The following is a 25,070-nucleotide window of genomic DNA, read 5'->3' on the forward strand; positions in this document are numbered from 1 at the left end:
CGATTTCCCCGCTCAGAAATGCATCCGGTCTTCGGCGAGCCGATACAGCCGCCGCCAGACGAAGTGGTTGAAACCCATCACGAACACGCACATGACGCCGATTCCGAGCGCGATGCGCGGGAAATCGCCGGTCGCGGTCATCCGGGCGATATAGCTGCCGATTCCATGCGCTTCGAGCGTCGTGTTGCCCCAGGTCACATATTCGGCGACGATGCTGGCGTTCCACGAACCGCCGCTGGCGGTGATCGCACCGGTCACGAAACTCGGGAACACCGCGGGAAGCAGATAGCGCTTCCACTTGAGCCAACCGGTCACACCGAGGTTCTTGGCCGCATAGCGCAGCTCGGTCGGAACCGTCGAAGCGCCGGCAATCACGTTGAAGAGCAGATACCACTGGGTGCCGAACACCATCAGGGGCGAGAGCCAGATGTCGGGGTTCAGGTGCCAACGCACGATCAGCATCACTGCGATCGGAAACATCAGGTTGGCCGGGAAGGCAGCGAGGAACTGGGCGACGGCCTGGAAGCGCTCGGACAGCACCGGGTTCATCCCTATCCAGATGCCGACCGGCACCCAGACCAGGGCCGCCAGCGTTATCAGCACCATCACGCGGAGCAGCGTGTAGAGGCCTAACACGAAGACGTGCCAGACCTCTGCCCAGCCGACCTCGGCGCGCACGAAACTGCCCAGCCGCCAGACCGCGAACAGCAGCAGCGCCGCGATCACCGCATCCCAGGCGCGAACCCAGGCTTCCGAGTGGGGTTTCGCGCGGGCGCGGATCGACGTGCCGTCGTAGTCGCGGCGGAACATCAGGAAGGATTTTTCGAGCAGTTTGACCCCGGCGATCGCGACGCCTTGCAGCTTGTCGGTTCTGCGCACCCAGGTCAGCAACCAGGACGATTGCGCGGTCTCGGACGCGTTCTGCTCGAAACGGAACTTGTCGGCCCAGGCCAGCAGAGGCCGGAAGAAGAGCTGGTCGTAGAGCAGGATGCCGAGCAGCATCGCGCCGATCGCCCAGCCGATCGCGGCGAGGTTCTGCTCCTCGATCGCCAGCGCGATGTAAGAACCGATTCCGGGCAGCTTGATGCTCTGGTTCGACACCGAGATCGCCTCGGACGCGACGACGAAGAACCAGCCGCCGGACATCGACATCATCATGTTCCAGAGCAGGCTGGGCATCGCATAGGGCAGCTCCAGCCGCCAGAGCCTCTGCCAGGACGAGAGCTGGAAGATCTGCGAGGCTTCCTTCAACTCGACCGGAACCGTCTTCAGCGACTGATAGAGGCTGAAGGCCATGTTCCAGGCCTGGGACGTGAAGATCGCGAAGATCGCCGCGCATTCGACGCCGAGCAGGTTGCCCGGGAAGAGCGCGATGAAGCCGGTCACCGTGATCGACAGGAAGCCGAGAATCGGAATCGACTGCAGGATGTCCAGAGTCGGCACCATGACCTTCTCGGCAGCGCGGTACTTTGTCGCGATCGCGGCGAAGATGCAGGAGAAGATCAGCGAAGCGCCCAGCGCGAGGAACATCCTCAGCGTGCTGCGCAACAGGTAATAGGGCAGCATCCACGGCGAGAGCGAGATCTGCAGCTGCTGACCGAGCTCATAGGGGCGCGACATCTGCGAACCGCCATAGCCGAGCAGCACCAGCACGGCCAGCACCAGCGGCAGCATCACCCAATCCCAGCGGTTACCTCCCGCATCGACGACCTGGCGGGGAAAAAAATGTTTCTGATCCATCTGAATTCTTCTCGACGGGCCGTGCAGGCACGGCGGCACAGGAGCAGAGCTGGCGCTCTGTGCGGGGGGCGAAACATAACATTCTCTTGCGTCGAATAGTGTGACACAGGCGAAGCGAAGCTCGCCCCGATTTTCCCCCGGCCCGGCATGATCAGCGATCAGAACCGGAAGGCAAGGAAGGACGATCAAATTCGCCGTGGCGCCTCGCGCCGCAGGGCCGGCCTGGCTCGCCTCCCGGTCCGCGCCAATCCGGAATCCCGCACAAGCAAAGGATTTCCCCGCCGACACGGGAAGCGTGGGAGAATCGTGGCCCTTCCGGGCCTCTGCCTGCATGCGGTTCTTGTCGTCACCTTAAGATTGAGGAAAGATTCTGGTCCGATAATCGCCTTATCGAATTCTGTTGCCCTGGTCGGCTGCGCTGCAGCACCGACCTCTGACAAGCCACCATCCCGCTGCACACGAATTTCGCATGAGCCCTGCCTTGAATCGTCCTGGAACGCTTGATCTGCTGCTTCTCTCGCTGCTCGCCGTCATCGGCGGTAGACGCTTTGCGCGTCAGGCGCACCGCCACGCGCTGCGCATCTACCCGGAGCAGGCGAAGCGGCGCACGCGGCTGCTGCTGCGCAGTCTGCTGCTGTCGCGCTCGAGCCGGGAGTGGTTCGGCCGCCTCGACGAGGATGCCCTGCTGCGGCGCTGGGTCCGCTTCCACCCCGAACTCGCCGAAAAACCGCATCGTCCCTATCAGCAGCGGGGCCGCTCGGCTGCGGACCGGGTCTCGCTGCTCGAAGCGCACTACCGCAACTGCGAGGCGGCGGGGTGGGACAGCATCGTCGAAGCGCTCTGCTCCGGCCCCCTGCTGCTGGCCAGCTTCGCCGATCGTGACGACAAAGCGCTCGAACTACAGCTCGACCGTCCAGGCCAGTTCGGCAAGGAAGGCGAATTCGTACTGAACCTGATCGAAGGAGGCGAGCGTCTGTACAGCGCCGCATTCAGCTTCCGCGGCGAAGGCAAGACTCGGGAACTGTTCATCGGTTGCCTGCAAGGGCCGGCCTGCGAGAAGGGACGCGAGCGGGTGCGTTCGCTGACCCGGGCCTGCCACGGCATGAGGCCCCGCTCGCTGATACTCGAAACGATGCAATGGCTGGCGGAGCAGTCCGGATGCACCCGCCTCGCGGCGACCGGAACCTCGGGTCACATCTACCAATGCCTGCGCAAGCGGCGCGCGATCGCGTTCGATTACGACGCCTGCTGGCGGGAGTTCGGTGGCGAGCAGCGCGCCGGCGGCGACTGGCTTCTGCCGCTACACCCCGAGCACAAGCCGCTGGAATCGGTCGCTTCGCGCAAGCGAGCCGAAGCCGCGCGGCGCAACGCGCTGCGCGAAGCGATCACCGAACAGGCCAGAACCCATCTGACCCATCCCCGCGCAGCCTGAACGCCGCCAAGGAAAAACGGCCGGCTCCGGTAAGGAGCCGGCCGTTTTTTATCAGCCCAGCCAGACCCGCGCGTTGCGGAACATCCTCATCCAAGGCGAATCCTCGCCGAGGAAGTCGGGCGCCCAGGACATCTGGACGGTGCGTCGGCAGCGCTCGGGGTGGGGCATCATGATCGTGAAGCGGCCATCCGGCGTCGTCAGACCGGCGATCCCTTCGGGAGAGCCGTTCGGGTTGGCCGGATAAGCGCGCGCGATCCCTCCCGCGTTGTCGATGTAGCGCAGCGCGACCTGCGCCGCGGCGGGCTGGCTTCCCGGCCGGAACTCGGCGCGCCCTTCGCCGTGCGAAACGACGATGGGCATCCGGCTGCCGGCCATGCCGGCGAACAGGATGGACGGGTTCTCCTGAATCTCGGTCATCACGAAACGGGCTTCGAACTGCTCGCTCCGGTTGCGCAGGAAGACCGGCCAGTTCTCGGCTCCGGGGACGATGGACGCGAGCTGGGCCATCATCTGGCAGCCATTGCAGACGCCCAGCGCGAACGTGTCGGTCCGCGCGAAGAAGGCTTCGAACTGGGCGCGCAGCGCTTCATTGAACAGGATCGACTTGGCCCAGCCCTGGCCCGCGCCGAGCACATCGCCATACGAGAAGCCGCCACAGGCCGCGAAGCCCTTGAACTCGTCCAGCGTGTAACGTCCAGAGAACAGGTCGGACATGTGCACGTCGAAAGCCTCGAAGCCGGCGCGCTCAAAAGCCGAAGCCATCTCGGCCTGGGAGTTCACGCCCTGCTCGCGCAGGATCGCGATCTTCGGCTTCGCCCCGGTCGCGATCATCGGCGCCGCGATGTCCTCGGACGCATTGAAGGAGAGCGATACCGACAGGCCGGGATCGTTCGCGGCAAGCAGACTGTCGAATTCCTCGCGGGCGCAGTCCGCATCGTCGCGGATCGCCGCAATCCGGTAGCTCACTTCGCTCCACGCCTGCTGCAGCCGGGCACGCGGCGCCGAGAACAAGGTCTTGCCCCCTCGGGAAATCGTCAGCGCATCGCCCGGAACCGGGCGGCCGACGACGTGCGCGAACTCGCCCAGACCGTGCCGGTCGAGAATCGCGAGAATCCTGTCGCGGGAAGCGCTGCGAACCTGCACGACCGCGCCGAGTTCTTCGGCGAACAGCGCGGCGAGCTCCCCGCCTTCGCGGGCGATCGCGTCGAGTTCGAGCGCAACACCGCAGTGACCGGCGAATGCCATCTCGGCAACCGTCGCCAGCAGACCACCGTCACCGAGGTCGTGGTAGGCGAGCAGATGGCCGTCGCGCTTGAGCTCGGCGAGTACGGCAACGAAAGCCTTCAGCGTCGCGGCATCGATGTCCGGAGTTTCATCACCCACCGACTTGAAGCACTGCGCGAAGATCGAAGCGCCGAGGCGTTGCTGGCCGCGCCCCAGGTCGATCAGCATCAGCTCGGTTTCGACGCCGGGCAGAGCCTTGATCTCGGGCGTCAGCGTGCGGCGCACGTCATTGACCGGAGCGAAGGCGGTGACGATCAGCGACAGCGGCGAGACGACTTTCTTCTCTCCGCCTTCGTCCTGCCACACCGTCTTCATCGACAGCGAATCCTTGCCGACCGGGATCGCCAGCTGGGCGCCAACACAGAATTCGGACACGGCTTTGACGGTAGCAAACAGCCGGGCATCCTCACCGTGATGACCGCAGGCGGCCATCCAGTTCGCGGAGAGCTTGATCTGCTTGAGATCGTCGATGTCGGCCGAGAGCAGATTCGTAACCGCCTCGCCGACCGCCATCCGGCCCGAAGCTGCGGGCGACACGCAGGCCAGAGGTGAGCGCTCGCCCATCGCCATCGCTTCGCCGAGATAGCCTGTGAAGCTCGCGGTCGTCACCGCGGCATCGGCCACCGGGACCTGCCAGGGGCCGACCATCTGGTCGCGCGCGGTCTGGCCACCGACCGAGCGGTCGCCGATCGTGATCAGGAAGTTCTTGGACGCGACGGCGGGGTTGCGCAGCACGCGATCGATCGCGTCGGCGAGAGCGATGCCTTGCGTCGCCAGCGGCGGCAGAGCGATCGCTTCGGACGCGACATCGCGGCTCATCCGCGGCGGCTTGCCGAGCAGCACCTGCATGTCCATGTCGACGGGCTTGTTGCCGAAATGCTCGTCGGTGACGAGCAGACGGCCCTCGCGAGTCGCCGTGCCGAGCACGGCGAAGGGGCAGCGCTCGCGCGCGCAGATCGCTTCGAATTCATCGAGCCGTTCGGGCGAGATCGCCAGAACGTAGCGTTCCTGCGCTTCGTTCGACCAGATCTCGCGCGGGCTCATGCCCGGCTCCTCGATCTTGACGCGGCGCAGCTCGAAGTGCGCGCCGAGCTTCGCCGAATCGGCCAGCTCGGGCATCGCGTTCGACAGGCCACCGGCGCCGACGTCGTGGATGGACAGGATCGGGTTCGCTTCGCCCTGCTGCCAGCACGCATCGATGACTTCCTGCGCGCGGCGCTGGATCTCGGGGTTGCCGCGCTGAACCGAAGCGAAGTCGAGATCGGCGGAGTTGGTGCCGGTCGTCATCGAGGACGCCGCACCGCCGCCCAGACCGATCAGCATGCCGGGGCCGCCAAGCTGAATCAGCAGGGTTCCAGGCGCGAATTCGAGCTTGAACGACTGCTCGGCCTGGATGCTGCCCAAGCCGCCAGCGACCATGATCGGTTTGTGATACCCGCGCACCTCGCCTGCCACATCCTGCTCGAAGGCGCGGAAGTAGCCGGTCAGGTTGGGACGGCCGAACTCGTTGTTGAAGGCCGCGGCGCCGAGCGGACCGTCGATCATGATCTGCAGCGCCGAAGCGATGCGCTCGGGCTTACCATAGGCAACTTCCCAGGGCTGCTCATAGCCGGGGATATTCAGGTTCGAGACCGAGAAACCCGCAAGACCCGCCTTGGGCCGGGAACCGCGTCCGGTCGCGCCTTCGTCACGGATCTCGCCGCCCGAGCCGGTCGCGGCGCCGGGAAAAGGCGAGATCGCGGTCGGGTGGTTGTGCGTCTCGACCTTGGCGAGGATGTGGGTCAGCTCGGTTTTGTAAGTCCAGCGTCCTTCCTTGTCCGGATAGAAGCGCGGAACACTCGCGCCCTCGAAGATCGCCGAGTTGTCCGAATAGGCAACGACCGTGTGCTCGGGCTGAGCCTTGTGCGTATCGCGGATCATCCCGAACAGGCTCTTGTCCTGCTCCTGGCCGTCGAGAACCCAGCTGGCGTTGAAGATCTTGTGGCGACAATGCTCGGAGTTCGCCTGCGCGAACATCATCAGCTCGACGTCGGTCGGGTTGCGGGCGATCCTGACGAAGTTCTCGACCAGATAGTCGATCTCGTCGGGCGAGAGCGCGAGGCCCAGATCACCGTTGGCCGCTTCGAGCGCGGCCCGTCCGCCGCCGAGGATATCGACCGAGGTCAGGGGCTTGGGCGGATAGTGCGCAAACAGCCGGTCAGCCGCAGCAAGATCCGGGAGCACCGATTCGGTCATCCGGTCGTGCAGCAACGGCAGCGCCGCGGACAGATCGCCATCGCAATCGAGCGTATACGCCGTTCCACGCTCGATCCGGTGGATCTTCGCGAAACCGCAGTTCAACGCGATCTCGGTCGCCTTCGACGACCAGGGCGAGATCGTTCCGAGACGGGGAGTCACCAGCAGCACCTGGCCGGAGGGCAGATCCCCTTCGGGATGGGCACCCAGAAGATCCGCGAGGCGCGCCAGTTCGCTCTGGTCCAGAGGCGAGTCGAGTTCGACGAAGTACCAGTGTTCGGCGGCCAGCGCACGCAGGCCGGGCAGCGCCCTCTTCAGGGAGGCAGTCAGGCTTTGCTGACGGGAAGCGGAAAGCGCGGAGGCGCCACGCAACTTGAGGATCTCGGGCATGGTCGTCGGCATCGAGTTCGGATTGGAAACGCTTCGCCGCGCTGACTGGGCGACGAGCTGAAAAATGCAATTATACCGCCACTTGGGCGGCTCACCGAAGCGGACTTCCCGCTGCGGCAGAAAGTCCCTGCTGACGAAGCGGAAATATTCGTGCAGGCGGGGAACCATTTTGATTCGTCTCAACTCGAACTCGCGTCGCCTCCGCTAGCTTTCGCATTGCGACGCGCCGTTTCACAAAGCGATATTCATGAAAGGACTCACCATGGCCACCACCGAACAAGTCGACAAACTGGCAGGAATGCTTGACGCCTACTTTGGCAGCGAAGGCTTCCACGTGAACGTCAACGTGCTCAACCGCGACACGCTGCTCGACGCGATGGATCACCCGGAAAAGTACCCGCAGCTGACGATTCGCGTTTCGGGCTACGCAGTCAATTTCACGAAACTGACCCGCGAACAACAGCTCGATGTGATCAACCGGACCTTCCACAGTCACTGAGTTTTTTTCTGTCTCCGTCCAGCGGCACCGTGGGTCAAGTCCGACCTTCCGGTGCCGTTACTCTTTCTTGATCCCCCAAAAAAGGGAACACACAAAAAAATGGAAGGAGACAAAGCATGAACAATCTGAGTGTCAGGATCCGCCTGACCCTGTTGGTCGCATTTTCACTGGCAGCGCTTCTGCTGGTCGGCCTGGGAGGCTGGGTCGGCATAGGCCGGGTCGGATCAGCCCTCAGCGACATCGGCGACAACAAACTTCCCGCGGTGTCCGCGCTGTCCGAGATCCGCGCCCAGCAATACGCGCTCTACGCCTACACGCTCGAAGCGGCGACCTGGGAGAAAGAGCAGTACGCAAACTCGCACTTCAAGGACATCCTCGAGCGCAAGAAAAAGGCGGCCGCGCTCTTCGACAAGGCCCTGAAGGATTACGCAGCCGGATCGCACTCCGCCGACGAGGAAAAAGCCTGGAATACGGTACAGCCGGCCTTGAAGCGCTGGCGCGAATTCGACACCAAACTCAACGCGGTCATCGCAACGCTCGGCGAGAACAGCGAGTTCGACAAGCAAGCCGGAATCTTCGAGCAGTACTACCTGTCGATCACCGACTGGAAGGACGCCCAGTACGCGGTCGAGCGCAACCTCGGCAAGCTCGTCGAGATCAACGTCCGCGACAGCCTCGCCGCACGGCAGACCGGCGCCGCCGCCCACCGCACCGCCAAGGGCTTCATGTCGTCGATCTTCGCGGTCGCCACCCTCGTCCTGATCGCCTTGGGGCTGCTGATCATGCGCAGCATCGTCAAACCGCTCGAAGCGATGCGCAAGACCATCGTCACGGTCGCCGAAAACAACGACTTCAGACTGCGCGCCGACGTGAAGAGCCGCGACGAAGCGGGCCAGACCGCGCGGGCCTTCAACCAGCTGATCGAGCAGATCCAGAGCTCGCTGCGCGGAGTCCTCGACAATGCCGAACGTATTTCCAGCGCCGCCCACAAGGCTTCGCAAGCCTCCAGCCAGGTCTCGGACGCGTCGAACCGGCAGAGCGAATCGGCCTCCGCGATGGCAGCCGCGATCGAGCAGATGACCGTCTCGGTCAGCCACATCACCGATTCGACCCGCGACGCGCTGCACCGCGCCGAACAGGCCGGATCAGCAGCAGACTCGGGAGCAGAGATCATCTCGGGCACCGACGCCGAGATGGATCAGATCGGATCTACCGTCAAGACCGCGGGCACGGCGATCGACGAGCTGGGCAGCCAATCGGAGCGGATCTCGGCGATCATGCAGGTGATCCGTGAAGTCGCCGATCAGACCAACCTGCTCGCGCTGAACGCAGCGATCGAAGCGGCCCGCGCCGGAGAACAGGGGCGGGGCTTCGCGGTCGTCGCCGACGAAGTCCGCAAGCTCGCCGAGCGGACCAGCCGCGCGACAGAGGAGATCGCACAGATGGTCGTCGCAATGCACTCCTCGACGAAGAATGCGGTCTCCGGCATGAATTCGGTCGCCGACCAGGTCTCCCGCGGCAAGGAATTCTCGGCCCAGGCCTCGACGCGGATGGCCGAAATCCGCAGCTCGGCCTCCGATGTCACGCGAGCCGTCAATGAGATCTCGGCGGCGCTCGCCGAGCAGAGTGCGGTGGCCCAGGACATCGCCCGTCAAGTCGAGACTGTCGCGAACATGAGCGAAGACAACAGCGGAGTCGCCGAGGAAACGACTCATGTGGCCCAGGAACTCGACGCACTCGCCGCAGCGCTGCGCGAGGAAGTGAACCACTTCAAGGTCTGAACGGAAAAGGGCGCCCGAAGGCGCCCTTTTCCTCAGGGTTTCTGCTTGAGCAGATCGACGACGTTGCGACCGCCGACGCGGACCTGGGCACGCGTCGCCCCGTTCTCATCGGCGCTGGTCGCCTCGACCGTTACCGGACCGGAGTCGAGGATCTGCTGCAGGCGCTGGGTTGCGTGCTCGCCCGCCTCCGGAGTCAGCCCTTCGACCCGGTACTTGCGCCCGTTGTGGAAGAAAGTGCTGCCATCGACCGCATAGGCCCGGATCGGCGCGGTGCGTGCCTTGACCGGTGCGCTCGGCGCAGCCGGCTTGGCCCCCTGATCGAGAGCGCCTTCCTTGATCGGACTGTTCGTCAACAAAGGCTCGCTCGGCGCACTTGCGCAGGGTTTCCTGACGCGAATCCTGCGGCCATGACGGATAACGGTCGCCGAACAGGTCTTGCCGGTCTCGGCCCTCTCGGCTTTATCGCCCGTTCCGGCAACCGCCTTCTCGACGGTCTTGCAGACGGTCTTCTTGTGCCTGCCTTTACCTTTGCTGGTGCAGACCTTCTCGGTCCGGACCCGCTCGGACTTCGCCGACTCAGCGCCCCCGCTCTTCTCGACGTCCTTGCAGACAGTCTTCTTGTGTCGCCCTTTGCCCTTGCTGGTACAGACCTTCTCGGTCCGGCCCCGTTCAGACTTCGCCGAGTCCGCGCTGTCGCCCTTGCCGCCCCTCTTGCAGACGGTCTTCGCGTGCCGACCCTTGCCCTGGCGGGTGCAGACTTTCTCGCTCTTCGCCGGCGCATCGCTGCGCGAATCGTCCGACTTCCCGGCCGGACGGCAGACGGTCTTCTTGTGAGCACCTTTGCCTTTGTGGGTGCAGACCTGCTCGGACGAATCGGCCTTGCCCGCTTTCGCAGCCTTGCCTTTCTTTGCCGCAGGAGCCTTTGCCTGATGCTTCCCCGCCTTGCTCGCTGAAGCGGCCGAAGCCTTGGCGTGATGAGCGGCGAAGGCCGGCACCGGCAGAACCCAGGCGGCAAGGAGCACCGCAAGGCCCGCGAGCAGGCGCGAAGTCATGCGTGTTCTGGAATCGTTCATTCGTTCATTCCGGTATCGGGCACCGGCCCGGGAGGAGGAGGATTTTACCCCGATCCGCCGGGCGCGCCCCTGCCGGAAAAAACCGTTTTGTGACAAGAAGAATCATGGCGCCCGACTTGAAGAGCATGCGCGCATGCTGCATAGTCCGCGCCTTCGCTTCTGCACGCACCCCTCATGCTCGCCCCGATCGAAAACCGCATCGCCCAGGAACTCGGGGTTCAGCCCCGTCAGGTCAAGGCCGCCGTCGAACTGCTCGACTCTGGCGCCACCGTGCCCTTCATTGCCCGCTACCGCAAGGAGGCGACCGGAGAACTCGACGACACCCAGCTGCGCACGCTCGAAGAACGCCTCGGCTATCTGCGCGAGCTCGAAGAACGGCGCACTGCGGTGATCGCCAGCGTAGAGGAACAGGGCAAGCTGACGGCCGAACTGAAAACGCTGTTCGAGAACGCCGAAACCAAGCAGCGCCTTGAAGACCTCTATCTCCCCTACAAGCAGAAGCGCCGCACCAAGGCCCAGATCGCCCGCGAGGCAGGCCTCGAGCCCTTGGCCGACGCGCTGCTCGGCGATCCGACCCTCGATCCGGCGGAGACCGCCTCCGCCTACCTGAACCCCGAGGCCGGCATCAATGACGCAAAGGCCGCGCTCGACGGCGCACGCCAGATCCTAATGGAGCGCTTCGCCGAAAACGCGGCCCTGGTCGGTACGCTGCGCGACTATGTCAGCGAACACGGCGTGCTCAGCGCGAAGATCGTCGAGGGCAAGGAGGGGGATGCCGACGCGGCGAAATTCCGCGACTATTTCGACTACCGGGAAGCGCTTTCCGCGATCCCGTCCCACCGCGCGCTGGCCTTGTTCCGCGGCCGCAACGAGGATGTGTTGAGGATCAAACTCGCGCTGGACAGCGATCCCGAGGACGGCTCCCGCTCCGCCGAGCCGAATCCTTGCGAGCAGCGCATCATCAGCCACGCCGGGATCCGCGACCAGGGCCGCCCCGCCGATCGCTGGCTCATCGAGACCGCGCGCTGGACCTGGAGCGTCAAGCTCTCGCTCCACCTCGAACTCGACCTGCTGGGCCAGCTGCGCGAGAAGGCCGAGGAGGAAGCGATCCGGGTCTTCGCCCACAACCTGAAGGATCTGCTGCTCGCAGCTCCTGCCGGCCCGCGCGCGACGATGGGGCTGGATCCGGGGATACGGACCGGCGTCAAGGTCGCCGTCGTCGACGCGACCGGCAAGCTTCTCGATACCGCTACGGTCTATCCGCACGAGCCGCGCCGCGACTGGGAAGGCGCACTCGCGACGCTGGAAGCGCTGGCAACGCGTCACCCGGTCGAATTGATTGCGGTCGGCAACGGCACGGCCAGCCGCGAGACCGACAAGCTGGCCGGCGAGCTGATCAAACGGCTCAGCGGCCGCGCCATCACGAAAGTCGTCGTCTCGGAGGCCGGCGCTTCGGTCTATTCGGCGTCGGAACTGGCCGCGCGCGAGTTCCCGGCGCTCGACGTGAGCCTGCGCGGCGCGGTGTCGATCGCGCGCAGGCTGCAGGATCCGCTCGCCGAACTGGTCAAGATCGAACCGAAGTCGATCGGCGTCGGCCAGTATCAGCACGATCTGAACCAGAGCCGGCTCGCCCGCGCGCTCGACGCGGTCGTCGAGGACTGCGTCAATGCGGTCGGCGTGGACGTCAATACCGCCTCTGCCGCACTGCTCTCCCGGATCTCGGGGCTCAATGCGACGCTTTCCCAAAACATCGTTGCCTATCGCGACGAGAACGGCGCTTTCGCCAACCGCGCCAAACTGAAGAAGGTCCCCCGCCTCGGCGACAAGACCTTCGAGCAATGCGCGGGTTTTCTGCGCGTGATGAACGGTGACAACCCGCTCGACCGCTCGGCGGTCCACCCCGAAGCCTATCCGGTCGTCGAACGCATCCTCGCCGACATCAAGCGCGATGTCCGCGAACTGCTCGGCGACTCGGCGCAGCTCAAGACTCTGCACGCCGAGCGCTACACCGATCAGCGTTTCGGCCTGCCGACCGTTCAGGACATCCTGCGCGAACTGGACAAACCGGGCCGCGACCCGCGTCCTGAATTTCGGACCGCGAAACTCAAGGAGGGCGTCGAAGCGATCAAGGACCTCACCCCCGGAATGCTGCTCGAAGGCACGGTCACCAACGTGACCAACTTCGGCGCCTTCGTCGATATCGGCGTGCACCAGGACGGGCTGGTCCATGTCTCGGCGCTCGCGAACCGTTTCGTCAAGGATCCGCGCGAGATCGTCAAGGCCGGCGACATCGTCCGGGTCAAGGTGATCGAAGTCGATGCGGCGCGCAAGCGCATCGCGCTTTCAATGCGCCTCACCGACGATGTTCAGCGCACCACCAAGGCCGATCGTCCGGCCCCTGCCCGCTCCGCCATGCCACGCCGCGAAAAACCCCAACCCTCCGGAGCGTTCGCCGAAGCTTTCGCGCGCGCCAGGAAATAAAAAAGGCGGCGCATCGCTGCGCCGCCCTTCCGAAAAGCAAACAGCCCGGCAAGCCGGGCTGTTCGTCGCAAAGCGAGAGCTGCTTATTCCGCGGGGCGGATGTTGGCGGCTTGCTTGCCCTTCGGGCCTTCGACGATGTCGAAAGTCACGCGCTGGTTTTCGGCCAGAGTACGGAAACCCTTGGACTGAATCGCGGAGAAGTGAGCGAACAGATCGTCGCCACCGCCGTCCGGAGTGATGAAGCCGAAGCCCTTGGAGTCATTGAACCACTTGACGGTACCGGTTGCCATTTAGTGCATTCCTAAAAAAACGGTTTTTAATGATGGGCCATGCCCTTTGCAGATTTCAAGGAGGCAGAGCTGACGAACTTGGCAACCGGCCCGGGTAGGGCCAGCCGGGTAACGCGCAGTACGACGACTTGAAAATCTTGCGAGCTGGATTATGCGTTGGAGTTTGCCTCCGCACAAGCACTTCTAGCCCTGTTTTTTGCGCTTTTTTTCGGCCTCCCGCTTCGGAATCGTGAATATTTCACGCTCATAAGGCTTTTGCCCCCTGGCGCCCCCCGGCTGCGCCCCTGCCCGATTGAGCGATAATCCGCTTCATGGCAGGCGAAAAGGCCTTTCTGCTGCTTATGCCGACAAGCCCGATGTTGAATTGATGGACAATACGGCTGGACGCAGCGCTATTTCAAATAGTGACCCTGCGTTTCATAACGCGAGATTAAATAACCATTCCCTTTGCGAGGCTCTTTCCTATGGATGAAATTCAGCGCTTTCTGTTCGAGGAACTCGACATCCGCGGCGCCCTCGTCCGCCTCGACAGCAGCTGGACCGCAATCATCAAGGACCGCAACTACCCCCCCGCGGTTCTCGCGCTGCTCGGCGAGCTCAGCGCTGTCACGACCATCGTTGCCGCGAACCTGAAGACGCCGGGACGGATCACGCTGCAACTCAAGAGCGAAGGCCCGGTTTCGCTGCTGGTCGTCGACTGCTCCGAAGCTCTGAACCTGCGCGGCTATGCGAAAAGTGAGAGCGTGATCACCGGACAGAGCGCAGCCGATCTGCTCGGTGGCGGTACGCTGCTGCTCTCGCTCGACACCGAGGGCGTCCGCCAGCCTTACCAGAGCCATGTTCCGCTCTCGGGTGAGACGATCGCCGCGATCTTCGAAAATTACCTAGTTCAATCCGAACAGACTCCCGCGGCACTGATCCTGGCCGCTGACGGCGAGCATGCCGCAGGTCTCTTCCTGCAGAAGCTGCCCGACGCGGACAAGCTCGATGAGGATGGCTGGAACCGGGTCACCCAGCTCGCCCGCACCGTCAAGCGCGATGAGCTGCTCGGACTCGAACCGCTCGACGTTCTGAAGCGCCTGTTCAGCGAGGAGACGATTCGCGTCTTCGAACCGCGCACCGTCACGCACGACTTCCCGCCCGACCGCGAGAAGGTGGGCGCAAACCTACGCGCATTGGGCCGCGCCGAACTCGAGTCCATTCTCAGCGAGCACGGCGAGGTTCGGGTTCGCGACGATCTGTCCAATCACGAGTACGTGTTCGACGCCGCAGAGATCGCCGCACTGTTCGACGAGCTCACGCGCTCACTGCACTGAACTCCCGAATCTGGCCCAGGGAATGGTTCTTGCCTTGTGGCAGCTAGCTCCGGCCGATAGACTTGCAACTTTTGATGCATAGATGACAACGATGAAGGCCAACCGCTCCGCGTCCAAGGCGATCGAGTTCCGCGGCGGATCCCTGACGGCAACGACAGCGCTGATCCGCGATGCCAACGCGATGAAGCTCGCCGATGCGATGCACACCCAGCTCGGCGGCATGCCTGACTTCTTTTCGGGCGAACCGGCCGTGCTGGACTTCGCTCAGCTCGAGGATCAGCCTGAACGGATAGACTGGGCGGGCTTGACCAGTCTGCTCAGGCGCTACCGGCTCCAGCCCGTTGCCGTCACCAGCCTGCCCCCGCAGTACGCCGATTCGGCGCGCAAAGCGGGTCTGGCCATCCTCGACAAGATTCAGAAAGCTCCGCAGCAGGCCTCGGCTCCGGCGCCGGCCGCGGCCCCCGCTAAAATCCAGCCCGAAGCCCCGGTTCAGCAAGCTGGATCGCCTTCTCTGATTGTCGACCGCCCGCTGCGCTCAGGACAGCAGGTCTATGCGCGCGGCGGAGACCTGATCCTGCTCGGCGGGGTCAGCAACGGCGCCGAAGTCATCGCCGATGGCAGCATCCACTGCTACGGCCCTCTGCGCGGCCGCGCGATCGCCGGCGCCCAGGGGGACATGAGCGCGCGCATCATCACCACTTCGCTGGGCGCCGAACTCGTTTCGATCGCCGGAGTTTTCCGGACTTTCGAACGGGGCCTGCCCGAGGAAGTGGCAGGAAAAGCAGCAGACATCCGTCTCACCGGCAACGGCGAGACCGCACAACTGAATATCGCGCCTCTGGCGCTGGCCTGAATCTGAACCGAAACACGAATCGGAAGGAACAAATTGTGAAAGTAATCGTGGTGACCTCCGGCAAGGGGGGGGTGGGCAAGACCACCACCTCGGCCTCCGTGTCGGCCGGCCTCGCACTGCGCGGTCACAAGACCGCCGTGATCGACTTCGACGTCGGCCTGCGCAACCTCGACCTGATCATGGGTTGCGAACGGCGCGTCGTCTATGACCTGATCAACGTGATCCACGGCGAAGCGAATCTTCACCAGGCGATGATCAAGGACAAGCAGTGCGAAAACCTGTTCATCCTGCCCGCCTCGCAGACTCGCGACAAGGACGCGCTGACCGAGGAAGGCGTCGAGCGAGTGCTCGACGAGCTGGGCAAGATGGGCTTCGAATACGCGGTCTGCGACTCGCCCGCCGGCATCGAGCACGGTGCGGTGATGGCGCTGACCTTCGCCGACGAAGCGCTGGTCGTCACGAACCCCGAAGTCTCGTCGATCCGCGACTCCGACCGCATCCTCGGCATCCTGCAGAGCAAGAGCCGCCGCGCGAAGGAAGGCCGCGAAGCGGTCAAGGAACACCTCGTCGTGACGCGTTATTCGGCCAAGCGGGTCGAAGAGGGCGAGATGCTGTCGTTCAAGGATATCCAGGAGCTGCTCAGGGTGCCGCTGCTGGGCGTCGTCCCGGAATCCGAAGTCGTGCTGCAGGCTTCGAACCAGGGCCTCCCGGCCATCCACATGAAGGACAGCGAAGTCGCCGACGCTTATCAGGACATCGTTTCACGCTTCCTCGGCGAGGAACGTGAGCTGCGCTTCATCGCCTACGAAAAACCGGGCCTGCTCAAGCGCATCTTCGGAGGAGCCTGACATGTCCTGGATTACCGATCTCTTTGGCAACAAGAAGCCCAAGTCCGCCGATCTCGCCCGGGAGCGCCTGACCGTCGTCATCGCGCGCCAGCGCTCGGACGACAGCGCTCCATCTCCCGACTTTCTGCCCGCGCTGCAGAAAGACCTGATCGCGGTAATCTCGAAGTATGTCCAGATCAACCCCGAGGACATCTCGGTTCAGCTCGAAAAGCAGGACAACTACGAAGCGCTGAAGGTCAATATCGTGCTGCCGGAATTCGGCGCGGCGCGCTGAAATCGAAAAACCGCCAGAGTGCTCGCTCTGGCGGTTTTTTTTCGTCGGTCATCTGCACCCCGGCGACGTGGACGCAAAAAAGGGAAGGCTGATTCAGCCTTCCCTTTTGCATTTGGAGCGGGAGACGAGTCTCGAACTCGCGACCTCAACCTTGGCAAGGTTGCGCTCTACCAACTGAGCTACTCCCGCGGTAATCTGGAGGCGCGAGCCGGAGTCGAACCGACCTAGATGGATTTGCAATCCACTGCATAACCGATTTGCTATCGCGCCATCATGCAAACGAGTTCGCGTTACTTGTTCGCATTCCAACTAGAGGAAAAAGCACTTAACTTTCCCCAGAATTCTCTGGAGCGGGAGACGAGTCTCGAACTCGCGACCTCAACCTTGGCAAGGTTGCGCTCTACCAACTGAGCTACTCCCGCATCGAAGAAGGCTGATTATAGTCCCATTACAGAAACTGTCAACCCCTGTTCGTATCTTCGACCGCCTGAGCCGCCCGCCTCAGGTAATAGCCCATGGACCACAGGGTCAGAACCGCGGCAGCCCAGAGCAGCGGCGTGCCGATCGTGGGCAGGGAAACCCCCATGATCGGATCGTGGTAGAGCAGAACCGGAATCGCGACCATCTGCGCCGTCGTCTTGAGCTTGCCGACGAAGGAAACCGCGACGCTCCTCGCCGCGCCGATCTGGGCCATCCACTCGCGCAGCGCCGAGATCGTGATCTCGCGGCCGATGATGATGAAGGCGATCAGCGCATCGACGCGTCCCAGCCTGACCAGCATGACCAGCGCGGCAGAAACCATCAGCTTGTCGGCAACAGGGTCGAGGAAGGCCCCAAAAGCCGATGTCTGTCCGAGCTTTCGCGCCAGATAGCCGTCGAACCAGTCGGTGACCGCGGCGACGACGAAGAAGACACAGCCGATCAGGTTCTGCTGCGCAGGAGCGAGCCAGCTCCCCGGCAGGTAGAAGACGCCGACGAACAGCGGGATCAGGATGATCCGCGCCCAGGTGAGGGTGTTGGGAATATTCAGCCGCATCGGGCAAGCACCGAGCCTGTTCAAAGAGTAAAAGGGGCGGCCGGGCGCTCGCGCTCAGCCATGCAAGGCATTGTAAATCTCTTCGGCCAGTTTCCGGTTGATCCCGCCGGTCCGACACAAATCTTCGACCGTAGCTTCCTTGACTCCGGCCAGACCGCCAAAGGTCTCGATCAACTTTTTTCGCCGGATCGGCCCGATGCCGGGGATCTCGTCGAGGCGCGAACCGATTCTCGCCTTGGCGCGCCGGGCGCGCATTCCGGTGATCGCAAAGCGGTGAGCTTCGTCACGGACGGTCTGGATCAGATGCAGGCCGGCGTGCTCGCCGCCCAGGGCCAGAGGCTCGCGCTCATCCGGCCAGATCAGCTGTTCCATCCCCGCCTTGCGCTCGACGCCTTTTGCGACGCCGACCATCGCTATGCTGGTGAGCCCCAGCTCTTCGAGCACAGACCAGGCAACGCCGACCTGGCCCTTGCCTCCATCGATCAGGATCAGGTCGGGCCGCACGCCCTCCCCGGCCGCGACTTTGCCATAGCGGCGGGCCAGAGCCTGGCGCATCGCGCCATAGTCATCCCCCGGTTCGATGCCGGCAATATTGAAGCGGCGGTATTCGGACTTCTTCATCCCGCCGTCTTCCCAGACCACACAGGAGGCAACAGTCGCTTCGCCCATCGTGTGGCTGATGTCGAAGCATTCGATGCGCCGCGGCGGCTCGGCGAGGCCCATCGCCGCGCACAGCGCATCGAGCTGGTCGCTGACCCTTCCGGCTTCGCGAAGACGGTTCTCGATTGCGATCTTCGCGTTCTCGCCGGCCATCTCGGCCCAGGCCTTCTCGGTCGCCGAACGCGGCGCGACGACTCCGGCATCGAGCTCAAGCGCTTCGGCGAGCGCGGCCCGGACATCGTCGGGCTGCGCGCCGACGACGACCAGCCGGGCGGGCAGAGGGTGATCCTGGTAGTGCTGTTCGACGAAGGCGACCAGCGCATCGGCCGCCAAAGCGCCGTCTCCCGCTTGAGGGAACTGGGGCCGGTCGCCGAGGTGCCGCCCTCCCCTGACCATCGCGAGGTTCACGCAGATCACACCGCCGATCTCCTGTGCGACGAGAACATCGACATCCTCGTCGCGGCCGGAGTCGACGAACTGCTTGTGCAGCACGGTCTGCAGCGCGCGGATCTGATCGCGATAGATGGCCGCCTCTTCAAAGGCGAAGCGCTCTGCCGCGCCCTGCATCCGCGCGGAGAGCTGGTCGGTGACCTCGGAGTGCCGGCCGTCGAGGAAGAGCGTTGCGACCCTGACGTCGCGCGCGTAGTTCTCGGCATCGATCAGGCCGACGCAGGGCGCCGAGCAGCGCTTGATCTGGTGCAGCAGGCAGGGCCGCGAGCGGTTCGCGAAAACGCTGTTCTCGCAGGTGCGCAGCCGGAACATCCGCTGCAGCAGCGTCATGCTCTCGCGCGCCGCGCCGCTGCTCGGGAAGGGCCCGAAATAGCGCGTTCCCTTGTCCAGCGCCCCCCGGTAGTAGGCGATGCGCGGAAACGCGTCGCCCGAGAGCAGGATGTAGGGGTAGGACTTGTCGTCGCGGAACAGGATGTTGTAGCGCGGCTTCAGGGTCTTGATCAGGTTGTTTTCGAGGATCAGCGCTTCGGTCTCGGAGCGCACGACGGTCGTGTCGACCCGCTCTATCCGCGAGACCATCAGTGCGATCCGCGGGCTCGACACGGTCCTCAGGAAATAGCTCGAAACGCGGCGCTTCAGGTTCTTGGCCTTGCCGACGTAGAGCACTTCCTCGTCAGCGCCGATCATCCGGTAGACGCCGGGGGCCTCGCTGAGATTGCGCAGAAACTCCTTTGCGTCGAAGGCCATGGAGTTCAGGCGTCGGAAGCGATCAAGCGCGCAACACTCGCGCGCGCCGCTTCGAGTCTTTCCACAGGGACGGCCGGCACGCGACGCGGCTGCAGTGCGGCGATTCTCGCCAGCGATTCGGCGGCAAGCTCGGGTTTCCAGCGCGCGAGCAACTCGTCGGCAAGATCCGGCCGGTTGCAGACCAGAACCATGTCGCAGCCAGCTTCATGGGCCGCGCGGGCGCGCGCAACGATGTCGCCGACGACCGTCGCGCCTTCCATCGTCAGATCGTCCGAGAACACGACGCCGTTGAAACCGACGCGTTGGCGCAACACGTCCTGGATCCAGAACGGCGAGAAACCGGCCGGGTTAGGATCGACCAGAGGGTAGATCACATGAGCCGGCATCACGCCAGCCAGGTGCGCGCCGACTCCGTCGCGATAGGGAAGGATGTCCCTCGCCCAGATCGCTGCGAAATCGCGCTCGTCTTTCGGGATCGCGACATGGGAATCGGCCTCGGCCCAGCCGTGCCCCGGAAAATGCTTGCCGACCGAGCCCATGCCGGCCTCGTTGAGGCCTTCGCTGAGCGCCTCGGCGAGAATCGCGACGACCTCGGGATCGCCCGAGAAAGCGCGGTCGCCGATCACTTCGCTGCGCCCGCAGTCCAGATCCAGAACCGGCGTGAAGCTCAGATCGACTCCGCGCTCGGCGAGCTCGGCGGCAAGCACGAAACCGGTGTCGCGCGCACTAGCCAAGGCTTCGTCCCGGTCCTTGAGCCAGAGCTCGCCCAGAGCCCTCATCGCGGGCAGGCGGGTGAAGCCGCAGCGAAAACGCTGCACCCTCCCTCCCTCGTGATCGACCGAGATGATCAAGGCCGGCGTGCGCAGCGCGTGGATCTCGGCGGTCAGCGCGGCGAGCTGTTCGGGATCGCGATAGTTGCGCGCGAACAGGATCACGCCGCCGACCAGCGGATGGCGAAGGCGTTCGCGCTCGGCATCAGTCAGCACATAGCCGGCCACATCGCAGATCACCGGGCCCAGAGGCAGATTGACTTGGTTCATGGTCTTCAGGGATTGAGGTTGTCGGAGCCGTCGATCAGCGCAAAGGCGACGACGGCCTCCTTTTCGTCGCTGATCGACAGATGGGCGCGCCAACCGCGCCGGGAAAGGATCTCGCCGAGTTCCGCGGAGAGCGCGAAGAGTGGCTTGCCCAGTTCGTCGTGCGTCACGCCGACCGTATGAAAGCCGACCGGCGCGCGCAATCCTGTTCCGAAGGCCTTCGCAAAGGCCTCCTTCGCGGCAAAGCGTTTGGCCAACAGGCGCGCACCGTCATGGACAGCACGGAACTCGACGAGTTCGGAGTCCGTCAGGATGCGCTCGGCGAAGGCTTCGCCGTGTCGCTCCAGCGACTTGCGGATCCGCTCGATGCTGACGATGTCCGTGCCGATGCCGACGATCACCGCGCCGCCAGATGAGGGGCCGCCGCGGCTTCGCGCATCAGCCTCTTCATTTCGGCAACCGCCTCGCGCAGGCCGACGAAGACGGCACGGCTGATGATCGCGTGACCGATGTGCAGCTCACGGATACCGTCGAGCGCAGCGATCGGCTGGACGTTGAAGTAGTTCAGCGCATGACCGGCATTGAAGCGCATTCCGAGATCGACGATCGCGGCACCGGCGGCACGCACTTTTTCGATCTCGGCGAGCACGGCAGGGCTGCGCGCATCGCGGCCCTTCTCGTGAAAGGCTTCGGCGTAGGGGCCAGTGTGGATCTCGCAGACCCGGGCGCCGACGCGCGCGGCTGCTTCGACCTGGGCCAGATCGGCGTCGATGAACACGCTGCTCTGGATTCCGGCTTCGGCGAGACGCTCGACCGCGGCACGGATCTTCGCCTCACCGGCCACGATGTCCAGCCCGCCCTCGGTCGTGATCTCGAGCCGCCCTTCGGGCACCAGCATCGCCATCTGCGGCTTGAGCCGGCACGCAATCTCGACCATCTCGGGCGTCGGCGCCATCTCCAGGTTCAGCTTGACGTGGGTCAGGCCGCGCAGGCGCTGTACGTCTTCGTCCTGGATATGGCGGCGATCTTCGCGCAGATGCACGGTAATCCCATCCGCTCCGCCCAGATGGGCTTCGACAGCCGCCCAGACCGGATCGGGTTCATAAGTACGGCGGGCCTGACGGATCGTCGCGACATGGTCGATATTGACGCCAAGTTCTATCACAGTTCCTGTAACTCCATGAAGATCCGCCGGGATTCCAGCGGCAGCCCCCCCATCAGGTGGGCGATCAGCCTGCGCATCAGGCCTTTGGCCTGGGCCAGCGTTGCGGGCCGGGAAAGATCTTTGCGGGCAAGGTCGAGCAGAGTCTGTCCATCCAGGCTGGCGAGATCGCCAAACCCTTCGGCCTTGGCCGGCCCTTGTTCGATTATAAAGACGTAGCGGCCGTCGGGCTGCACAGCATCGCCATCGAGATCCTCATCGAAGCTCGGCGCATAGCCGAGTTCGGCGAGCAGCGCGAGTTCGAAACCTCTCAGTGCGGGATCCTGGCGTTCGCCGGCCGCGAGCGCGGTGAGCAGGGCACGATAGGCATCGAAAAGCCCGGGGTGGGCATCTTCGCGGGGCAGCAAGCGGGTCAGCAGCTCGTTCGCGTAGTAGCCGCAGAGCAGCGCGGAACCGGTCAGCAGGGCTTGCCCACCCTGCCACTCGACGTCGGTCAGGGTCTTGACTTCAGCTCGCCCGGACCACGAGGCCCAGAGCGGCTGAAACGCCATCAGCACGCCCCGCCACTGCGAGGTCGGCCTCCGCGCACCCTTGGCGACCAGCGCTACCCGCCCGTGCTCGCGCGAGAAGAGGTCGAGCACCAGGCTCGTCTCCCGCCAGGGATGTGCGTGCAGCAGGAAGGAATCCTGCTGAGCGATGCGGCCCGCCGCCATCGAGGACGACGCTTATTCGAAGCCCAGGCTCTTGAGCGCGCGTTCGTCGTCCGCCCAACCGCCCTTCACCTTGACCCAGAGCTCGAGATAGACCGGACCGCCGAACAGCTTTTCGAGCTCGATCCGGGCATCCGTGCCGATGCGCTTGAGCTTGGCACCCTGCTTGCCGATCACCATCGCCTTGTGGCTGGCCCGATCGACGATGATCGCGGCGAAGATGCGCCGGACCGGTCCGTCGAGTTCGAACTTCTCGACCTCGACCGCGAGTCCGTAGGGCAGCTCCTCGCCGAGCAGACGGAAGAGCTTCTCGCGGATGAACTCGGCGGCGAGGAAACGCTCGCTGCGATCGGTGATGTCGTCGGGTCCGAAAATCGCATCCTGCTCCGGCAACATCGGCGTACAGGCTTTCAAAAGCTCATCGCAGTTCGCGCCCTTTTCGGCCGAAACCGGGATGATCGCGGCGAATTCACGCTCTTTCGCGACGGTGGCGATAAAGGGCAGAAGCCTGCCCTTGTCGGCGAGCCAGTCGACCTTGTTGATGACCAGAACGACCGGAACCGACTCAGGAAGAACCCGCATCACCTCGCGGTCGGCCGGCCCGAAGCGATCGACCTCGATCACGAACAGGATCACATCGACATCGTTCAACGCGTGGGTCACGCTACGGTTCATCGCGCGGTTCATCGCGCTGACGTGCTTGGTCTGGAAACCCGGCGTGTCGACGAACACGAACTGGTGATCGTCCTCGGTCAGCACACCGGTCACGCGGTGGCGCGTCGTCTGCGCCTTGCGCGAGACGATGCTGATCTTCTGCCCGATCAAGCGGTTCAGCAGCGTCGACTTCCCGACGTTGGGACGACCGACGATCGCGACAAAGCCGCAATGAAAGCCGCTTCCGGCCGCTTGGGAAATTTCTGTCATAAAGCCTCTATCCGGTCCAGCGCACCACGCGCGGCCTGTTGTTCCGCAGCCCTGCGGCTGGGGCCAAGCCCCGTGGTTTCAAACCCGAGATCGACCAAGCGGCAGACGACCTCGAACTCCTGGGCATGGGCCTCGCCGCGGATGTTGAGCATCTCGTAATGGGGCAGCGCCTGATGATGGCCTTGCAGCCATTCCTGAAGCGAAGTCTTCGGATCCTTGCCAGCATGTTTGGGATCGATCGCGGCGATCATCTCCGTATACAGGCGGGTAATCACCCCCTGCACGACGGTAAAGCCCGCGTCGAGATAGGTCGCACCGAACAGCGCTTCCATCGCATCAGCGAGAATGGAAGGGCGACGGTGGCCGCCACTGCGCAATTCGCCTTCGCCCAGACGCAAAGCCTGCCCGACATCGAGCTTCAGCGCCAGTTGATGCAGGCTCTCCTGCTTGACGAGGCCGGCTCTCAGGCGGGAGAGCGAGCCCTCGTCGAGTTCGGGAAAGCGCTGATACAGGGCCAGCGCGATCACGCAATTGAGCAGGCCATCGCCGATGAATTCCAGCCGCTCGTTGTGGGGAATGCCGAAACTGCGGTGAGTCAGGGCCTGTTCAAGCAGGTGCTGATCGCCAAAATGATGGCCTAGCGCATGCTGGATGGCGTCTCGATTCATGATCACTCAATTGGCGGCAGCACTATCGCCCGAGCTGCTCGCAGAAAAAGAAAAAACCAGCGCGACATTTGCGACAAGCGGGACACGCCTTTCCCACTGCGCAGCGACGACAAAGCGATTGCCATCCTTGGAGATCTCGAGATCCGCGGCCTTCACCGAATCGATATCTTCGACGTCGGCACGGCGCTGGAAGGCGCTGCGCAGACCTTCGGGCGACTGGGCGTCGCCGCTGGAAACGACCGAGACCAAGGCCTTCTTGACCGAGAAATACTCGTTATACACGGGAACGGTGCGCATCCCGAGGATGATCGATCCGATCACCAGAACCGCGATGATGAGCGTGCCAATCAGGGAAATACCGCGCTGACGCTTGTCCATTGGAATCCTCGGATCAGTGGAAACGACCAATTCTCTTCAGGTCGCTGAAATTGAACCAGATGAAGAAAGCCCGGCCCCTCAGGTTGGCATCGGGAACAAAGCCCCAGATCCGCGAATCGGCGCTCTGATCGCGGTTATCACCCATCATGAAGTAATGCCCGGCGGGAACCTTGCAGCGGAAGCCGTCGCTAGTATAGACACAGTTCTCGCGGTAGGGATAAGCGAGGGGCTGCTGAACGAAAGCCGGGGCATCGCTGTCATTGAGGATGTGGTGCTCGACCCCACCCAGCGTCTCGACGAACTGCTGCGCATATTGCAGACGTTCAGCATTCAGATAAGGAGCGACTTCGCGGGTCGTCATATCGACGCCATTGACCTTGATCTTCTTGTTGATGTACTCGACCGTATCACCGGGCAGACCGACTACGCGCTTGATGTAATCCTGGGAAGGATTCATCGGGTAGCGGAATACGACGACATCGCCACGCTTGGGGTTTCCGGTTTCGATAATTTTCTTGTCGAGAACCGGCAGACGGATCCCGTAAGAGTACTTGTTGACGAGGATGAAATCGCCAACCAGCAAGGTCGGGATCATCGATCCGGAAGGAATCCGGAAGGGCTCGACGAGGAAGGAGCGAAGCAGGAAGATCGCCAGCAGAATGGGGAAAAAACCGGCCCCCCATTCGACCCAGACCGGCTCGGGGCTGCCTTCGGTGCGACGTTTGCGCATCACAAAACGATCGAGCGCCCACAAGACCCCGGTCACCAGCGAAAGCACGAAAAGAATCAGTGCAAAATCCAC

General features: G+C 63.7%; 22 protein-coding genes and 3 tRNA genes. 8 read left to right on the forward strand and 17 right to left on the reverse strand.

Annotated features, from left to right (window positions below):
* Positions 1–12: 12 nt before the first annotated feature.
* Positions 13–1,740, reverse strand: a complete 1,728-nt coding sequence (locus tag ACHFB9_RS14250) for an ABC transporter permease (protein WP_417068002.1) — start codon at positions 1,738–1,740, stop codon at positions 13–15.
* Positions 1,741–2,209: 469 nt separating this feature from the next.
* On the opposite strand from ACHFB9_RS14250, the gene ACHFB9_RS14255 reads away from it, so the two are divergent.
* A complete protein-coding gene (locus ACHFB9_RS14255; protein WP_417068004.1) occupies positions 2,210–3,172 on the forward strand; it encodes a DUF535 family protein in 963 nt (320 codons plus the stop codon).
* 51 nt (positions 3,173–3,223) lie between these two features.
* Here the strand turns inward: ACHFB9_RS14255 and purL are convergent, their stop codons facing one another.
* Positions 3,224–7,081, reverse strand: coding sequence for a phosphoribosylformylglycinamidine synthase (gene purL, locus ACHFB9_RS14260; RefSeq protein WP_417071394.1), 3,858 nt, complete (start codon positions 7,079–7,081; stop codon positions 3,224–3,226).
* Positions 7,082–7,328: 247 nt separating this feature from the next.
* On the opposite strand from purL, the gene ACHFB9_RS14265 reads away from it, so the two are divergent.
* Both ACHFB9_RS14265 and ACHFB9_RS14270 read left to right on the forward strand, forming a co-directional pair.
* The gene (locus ACHFB9_RS14265) at positions 7,329–7,580 is read left to right on the forward strand and encodes a glycine radical domain-containing protein (protein WP_417068005.1); all 252 of its coding nucleotides are present in this window, start codon (positions 7,329–7,331) and stop codon (positions 7,578–7,580) included.
* A gap of 116 nt (positions 7,581–7,696) precedes the next feature.
* The gene (locus tag ACHFB9_RS14270) at positions 7,697–9,361 is read left to right on the forward strand and encodes a methyl-accepting chemotaxis protein (RefSeq protein ID WP_417068007.1); all 1,665 of its coding nucleotides are present in this window, start codon (positions 7,697–7,699) and stop codon (positions 9,359–9,361) included.
* 32 nt (positions 9,362–9,393) lie between these two features.
* On the opposite strand, the gene ACHFB9_RS14275 is transcribed toward ACHFB9_RS14270, so the two are convergent.
* Positions 9,394–10,434, reverse strand: coding sequence for a hypothetical protein (locus tag ACHFB9_RS14275; protein ID WP_417068009.1), 1,041 nt, complete (start codon positions 10,432–10,434; stop codon positions 9,394–9,396).
* Positions 10,435–10,608: 174 nt separating this feature from the next.
* On the opposite strand from ACHFB9_RS14275, the gene ACHFB9_RS14280 reads away from it, so the two are divergent.
* On the forward strand, positions 10,609–12,915 hold the full coding sequence (locus ACHFB9_RS14280; RefSeq protein ID WP_417068010.1) for a Tex family protein: 2,307 nt from the start codon (positions 10,609–10,611) through the stop codon (positions 12,913–12,915).
* An 83-nt stretch (positions 12,916–12,998) separates the two neighbouring features.
* On the opposite strand, the gene ACHFB9_RS14285 is transcribed toward ACHFB9_RS14280, so the two are convergent.
* Positions 12,999–13,205, reverse strand: a complete 207-nt coding sequence (locus tag ACHFB9_RS14285) for a cold-shock protein (protein WP_417068012.1) — start codon at positions 13,203–13,205, stop codon at positions 12,999–13,001.
* 464 nt (positions 13,206–13,669) lie between these two features.
* Between ACHFB9_RS14285 and ACHFB9_RS14290 the strand changes: the two genes are divergently transcribed.
* The 4 genes from ACHFB9_RS14290 (at position 13,670) to minE (ending at position 16,496) form a co-directional block, all read left to right on the forward strand.
* Complete coding sequence (locus tag ACHFB9_RS14290; RefSeq protein ID WP_417068013.1) at positions 13,670–14,521, forward strand: Hsp33 family molecular chaperone HslO; 852 nt, start codon at positions 13,670–13,672, stop codon at positions 14,519–14,521.
* An 82-nt stretch (positions 14,522–14,603) separates the two neighbouring features.
* Entirely contained in the window at positions 14,604–15,374 is a 771-nt protein-coding gene (gene minC / locus ACHFB9_RS14295) for a septum site-determining protein MinC (protein WP_417068014.1), read from the forward strand.
* Between the two features lie 32 nt (positions 15,375–15,406).
* The gene (minD, locus tag ACHFB9_RS14300) at positions 15,407–16,222 is read left to right on the forward strand and encodes a septum site-determining protein MinD (RefSeq protein ID WP_417071396.1); all 816 of its coding nucleotides are present in this window, start codon (positions 15,407–15,409) and stop codon (positions 16,220–16,222) included.
* Position 16,223: 1 nt separating this feature from the next.
* A complete protein-coding gene (gene minE / locus ACHFB9_RS14305) occupies positions 16,224–16,496 on the forward strand; it encodes a cell division topological specificity factor MinE (RefSeq protein ID WP_417068015.1) in 273 nt (90 codons plus the stop codon).
* Positions 16,497–16,609: 113 nt separating this feature from the next.
* On the opposite strand, the gene ACHFB9_RS14310 is transcribed toward minE, so the two are convergent.
* The 13 genes from ACHFB9_RS14310 to lepB form a co-directional block, all read right to left on the reverse strand.
* A tRNA-Gly gene (locus tag ACHFB9_RS14310) sits at positions 16,610–16,685 on the reverse strand.
* 7 nt (positions 16,686–16,692) lie between these two features.
* A tRNA-Cys gene (locus tag ACHFB9_RS14315) sits at positions 16,693–16,766 on the reverse strand.
* A gap of 76 nt (positions 16,767–16,842) precedes the next feature.
* Positions 16,843–16,918: transfer RNA gene (locus tag ACHFB9_RS14320), tRNA-Gly, on the reverse strand.
* A gap of 38 nt (positions 16,919–16,956) precedes the next feature.
* The gene (gene pgsA / locus ACHFB9_RS14325) at positions 16,957–17,532 is read right to left on the reverse strand and encodes a CDP-diacylglycerol--glycerol-3-phosphate 3-phosphatidyltransferase (protein ID WP_417068017.1); all 576 of its coding nucleotides are present in this window, start codon (positions 17,530–17,532) and stop codon (positions 16,957–16,959) included.
* 54 nt (positions 17,533–17,586) lie between these two features.
* Entirely contained in the window at positions 17,587–19,389 is a 1,803-nt protein-coding gene (gene uvrC, locus ACHFB9_RS14330) for an excinuclease ABC subunit UvrC (RefSeq protein ID WP_417068018.1), read from the reverse strand.
* Between the two features lie 5 nt (positions 19,390–19,394).
* Positions 19,395–20,429, reverse strand: coding sequence for a beta-N-acetylhexosaminidase (nagZ, locus tag ACHFB9_RS14335; RefSeq protein WP_417068020.1), 1,035 nt, complete (start codon positions 20,427–20,429; stop codon positions 19,395–19,397).
* A 5-nt stretch (positions 20,430–20,434) separates the two neighbouring features.
* Entirely contained in the window at positions 20,435–20,827 is a 393-nt protein-coding gene (gene acpS / locus ACHFB9_RS14340; protein ID WP_417068021.1) for a holo-ACP synthase, read from the reverse strand.
* On the reverse strand, positions 20,824–21,591 hold the full coding sequence (locus ACHFB9_RS14345) for a pyridoxine 5'-phosphate synthase (protein WP_417068023.1): 768 nt from the start codon (positions 21,589–21,591) through the stop codon (positions 20,824–20,826). Before ACHFB9_RS14345 ends, acpS begins: the two co-directional genes overlap by 4 nt.
* Entirely contained in the window at positions 21,588–22,301 is a 714-nt protein-coding gene (gene recO / locus ACHFB9_RS14350) for a DNA repair protein RecO (RefSeq protein ID WP_417068024.1), read from the reverse strand. The genes ACHFB9_RS14345 and recO overlap by 4 nt, the downstream gene beginning before the upstream one ends.
* 12 nt (positions 22,302–22,313) lie before the next feature.
* Positions 22,314–23,222 carry a GTPase Era gene (era, locus tag ACHFB9_RS14355; protein WP_417068026.1) on the reverse strand — a complete coding sequence of 303 codons (909 nt, stop codon included), beginning with the start codon at positions 23,220–23,222 and terminating at the stop codon, positions 22,314–22,316.
* Positions 23,219–23,890 (reverse strand): ribonuclease III, encoded by a 672-nt coding sequence (rnc, locus tag ACHFB9_RS14360; RefSeq protein WP_417068028.1) that lies wholly within the window; start codon positions 23,888–23,890, stop codon positions 23,219–23,221. Before rnc ends, era begins: the two co-directional genes overlap by 4 nt.
* A 6-nt stretch (positions 23,891–23,896) precedes the next feature.
* Positions 23,897–24,268 (reverse strand): DUF4845 domain-containing protein, encoded by a 372-nt coding sequence (locus ACHFB9_RS14365; RefSeq protein ID WP_417068029.1) that lies wholly within the window; start codon positions 24,266–24,268, stop codon positions 23,897–23,899.
* A 13-nt stretch (positions 24,269–24,281) separates the two neighbouring features.
* The gene (gene lepB, locus ACHFB9_RS14370; protein WP_417068031.1) at positions 24,282–25,070 is read right to left on the reverse strand and encodes a signal peptidase I; all 789 of its coding nucleotides are present in this window, start codon (positions 25,068–25,070) and stop codon (positions 24,282–24,284) included.

It is taken from the genome of Niveibacterium terrae (genome assembly GCF_048213115.1).
Lineage (GTDB): Bacteria > Pseudomonadota > Gammaproteobacteria > Burkholderiales > Rhodocyclaceae > Niveibacterium > Niveibacterium terrae.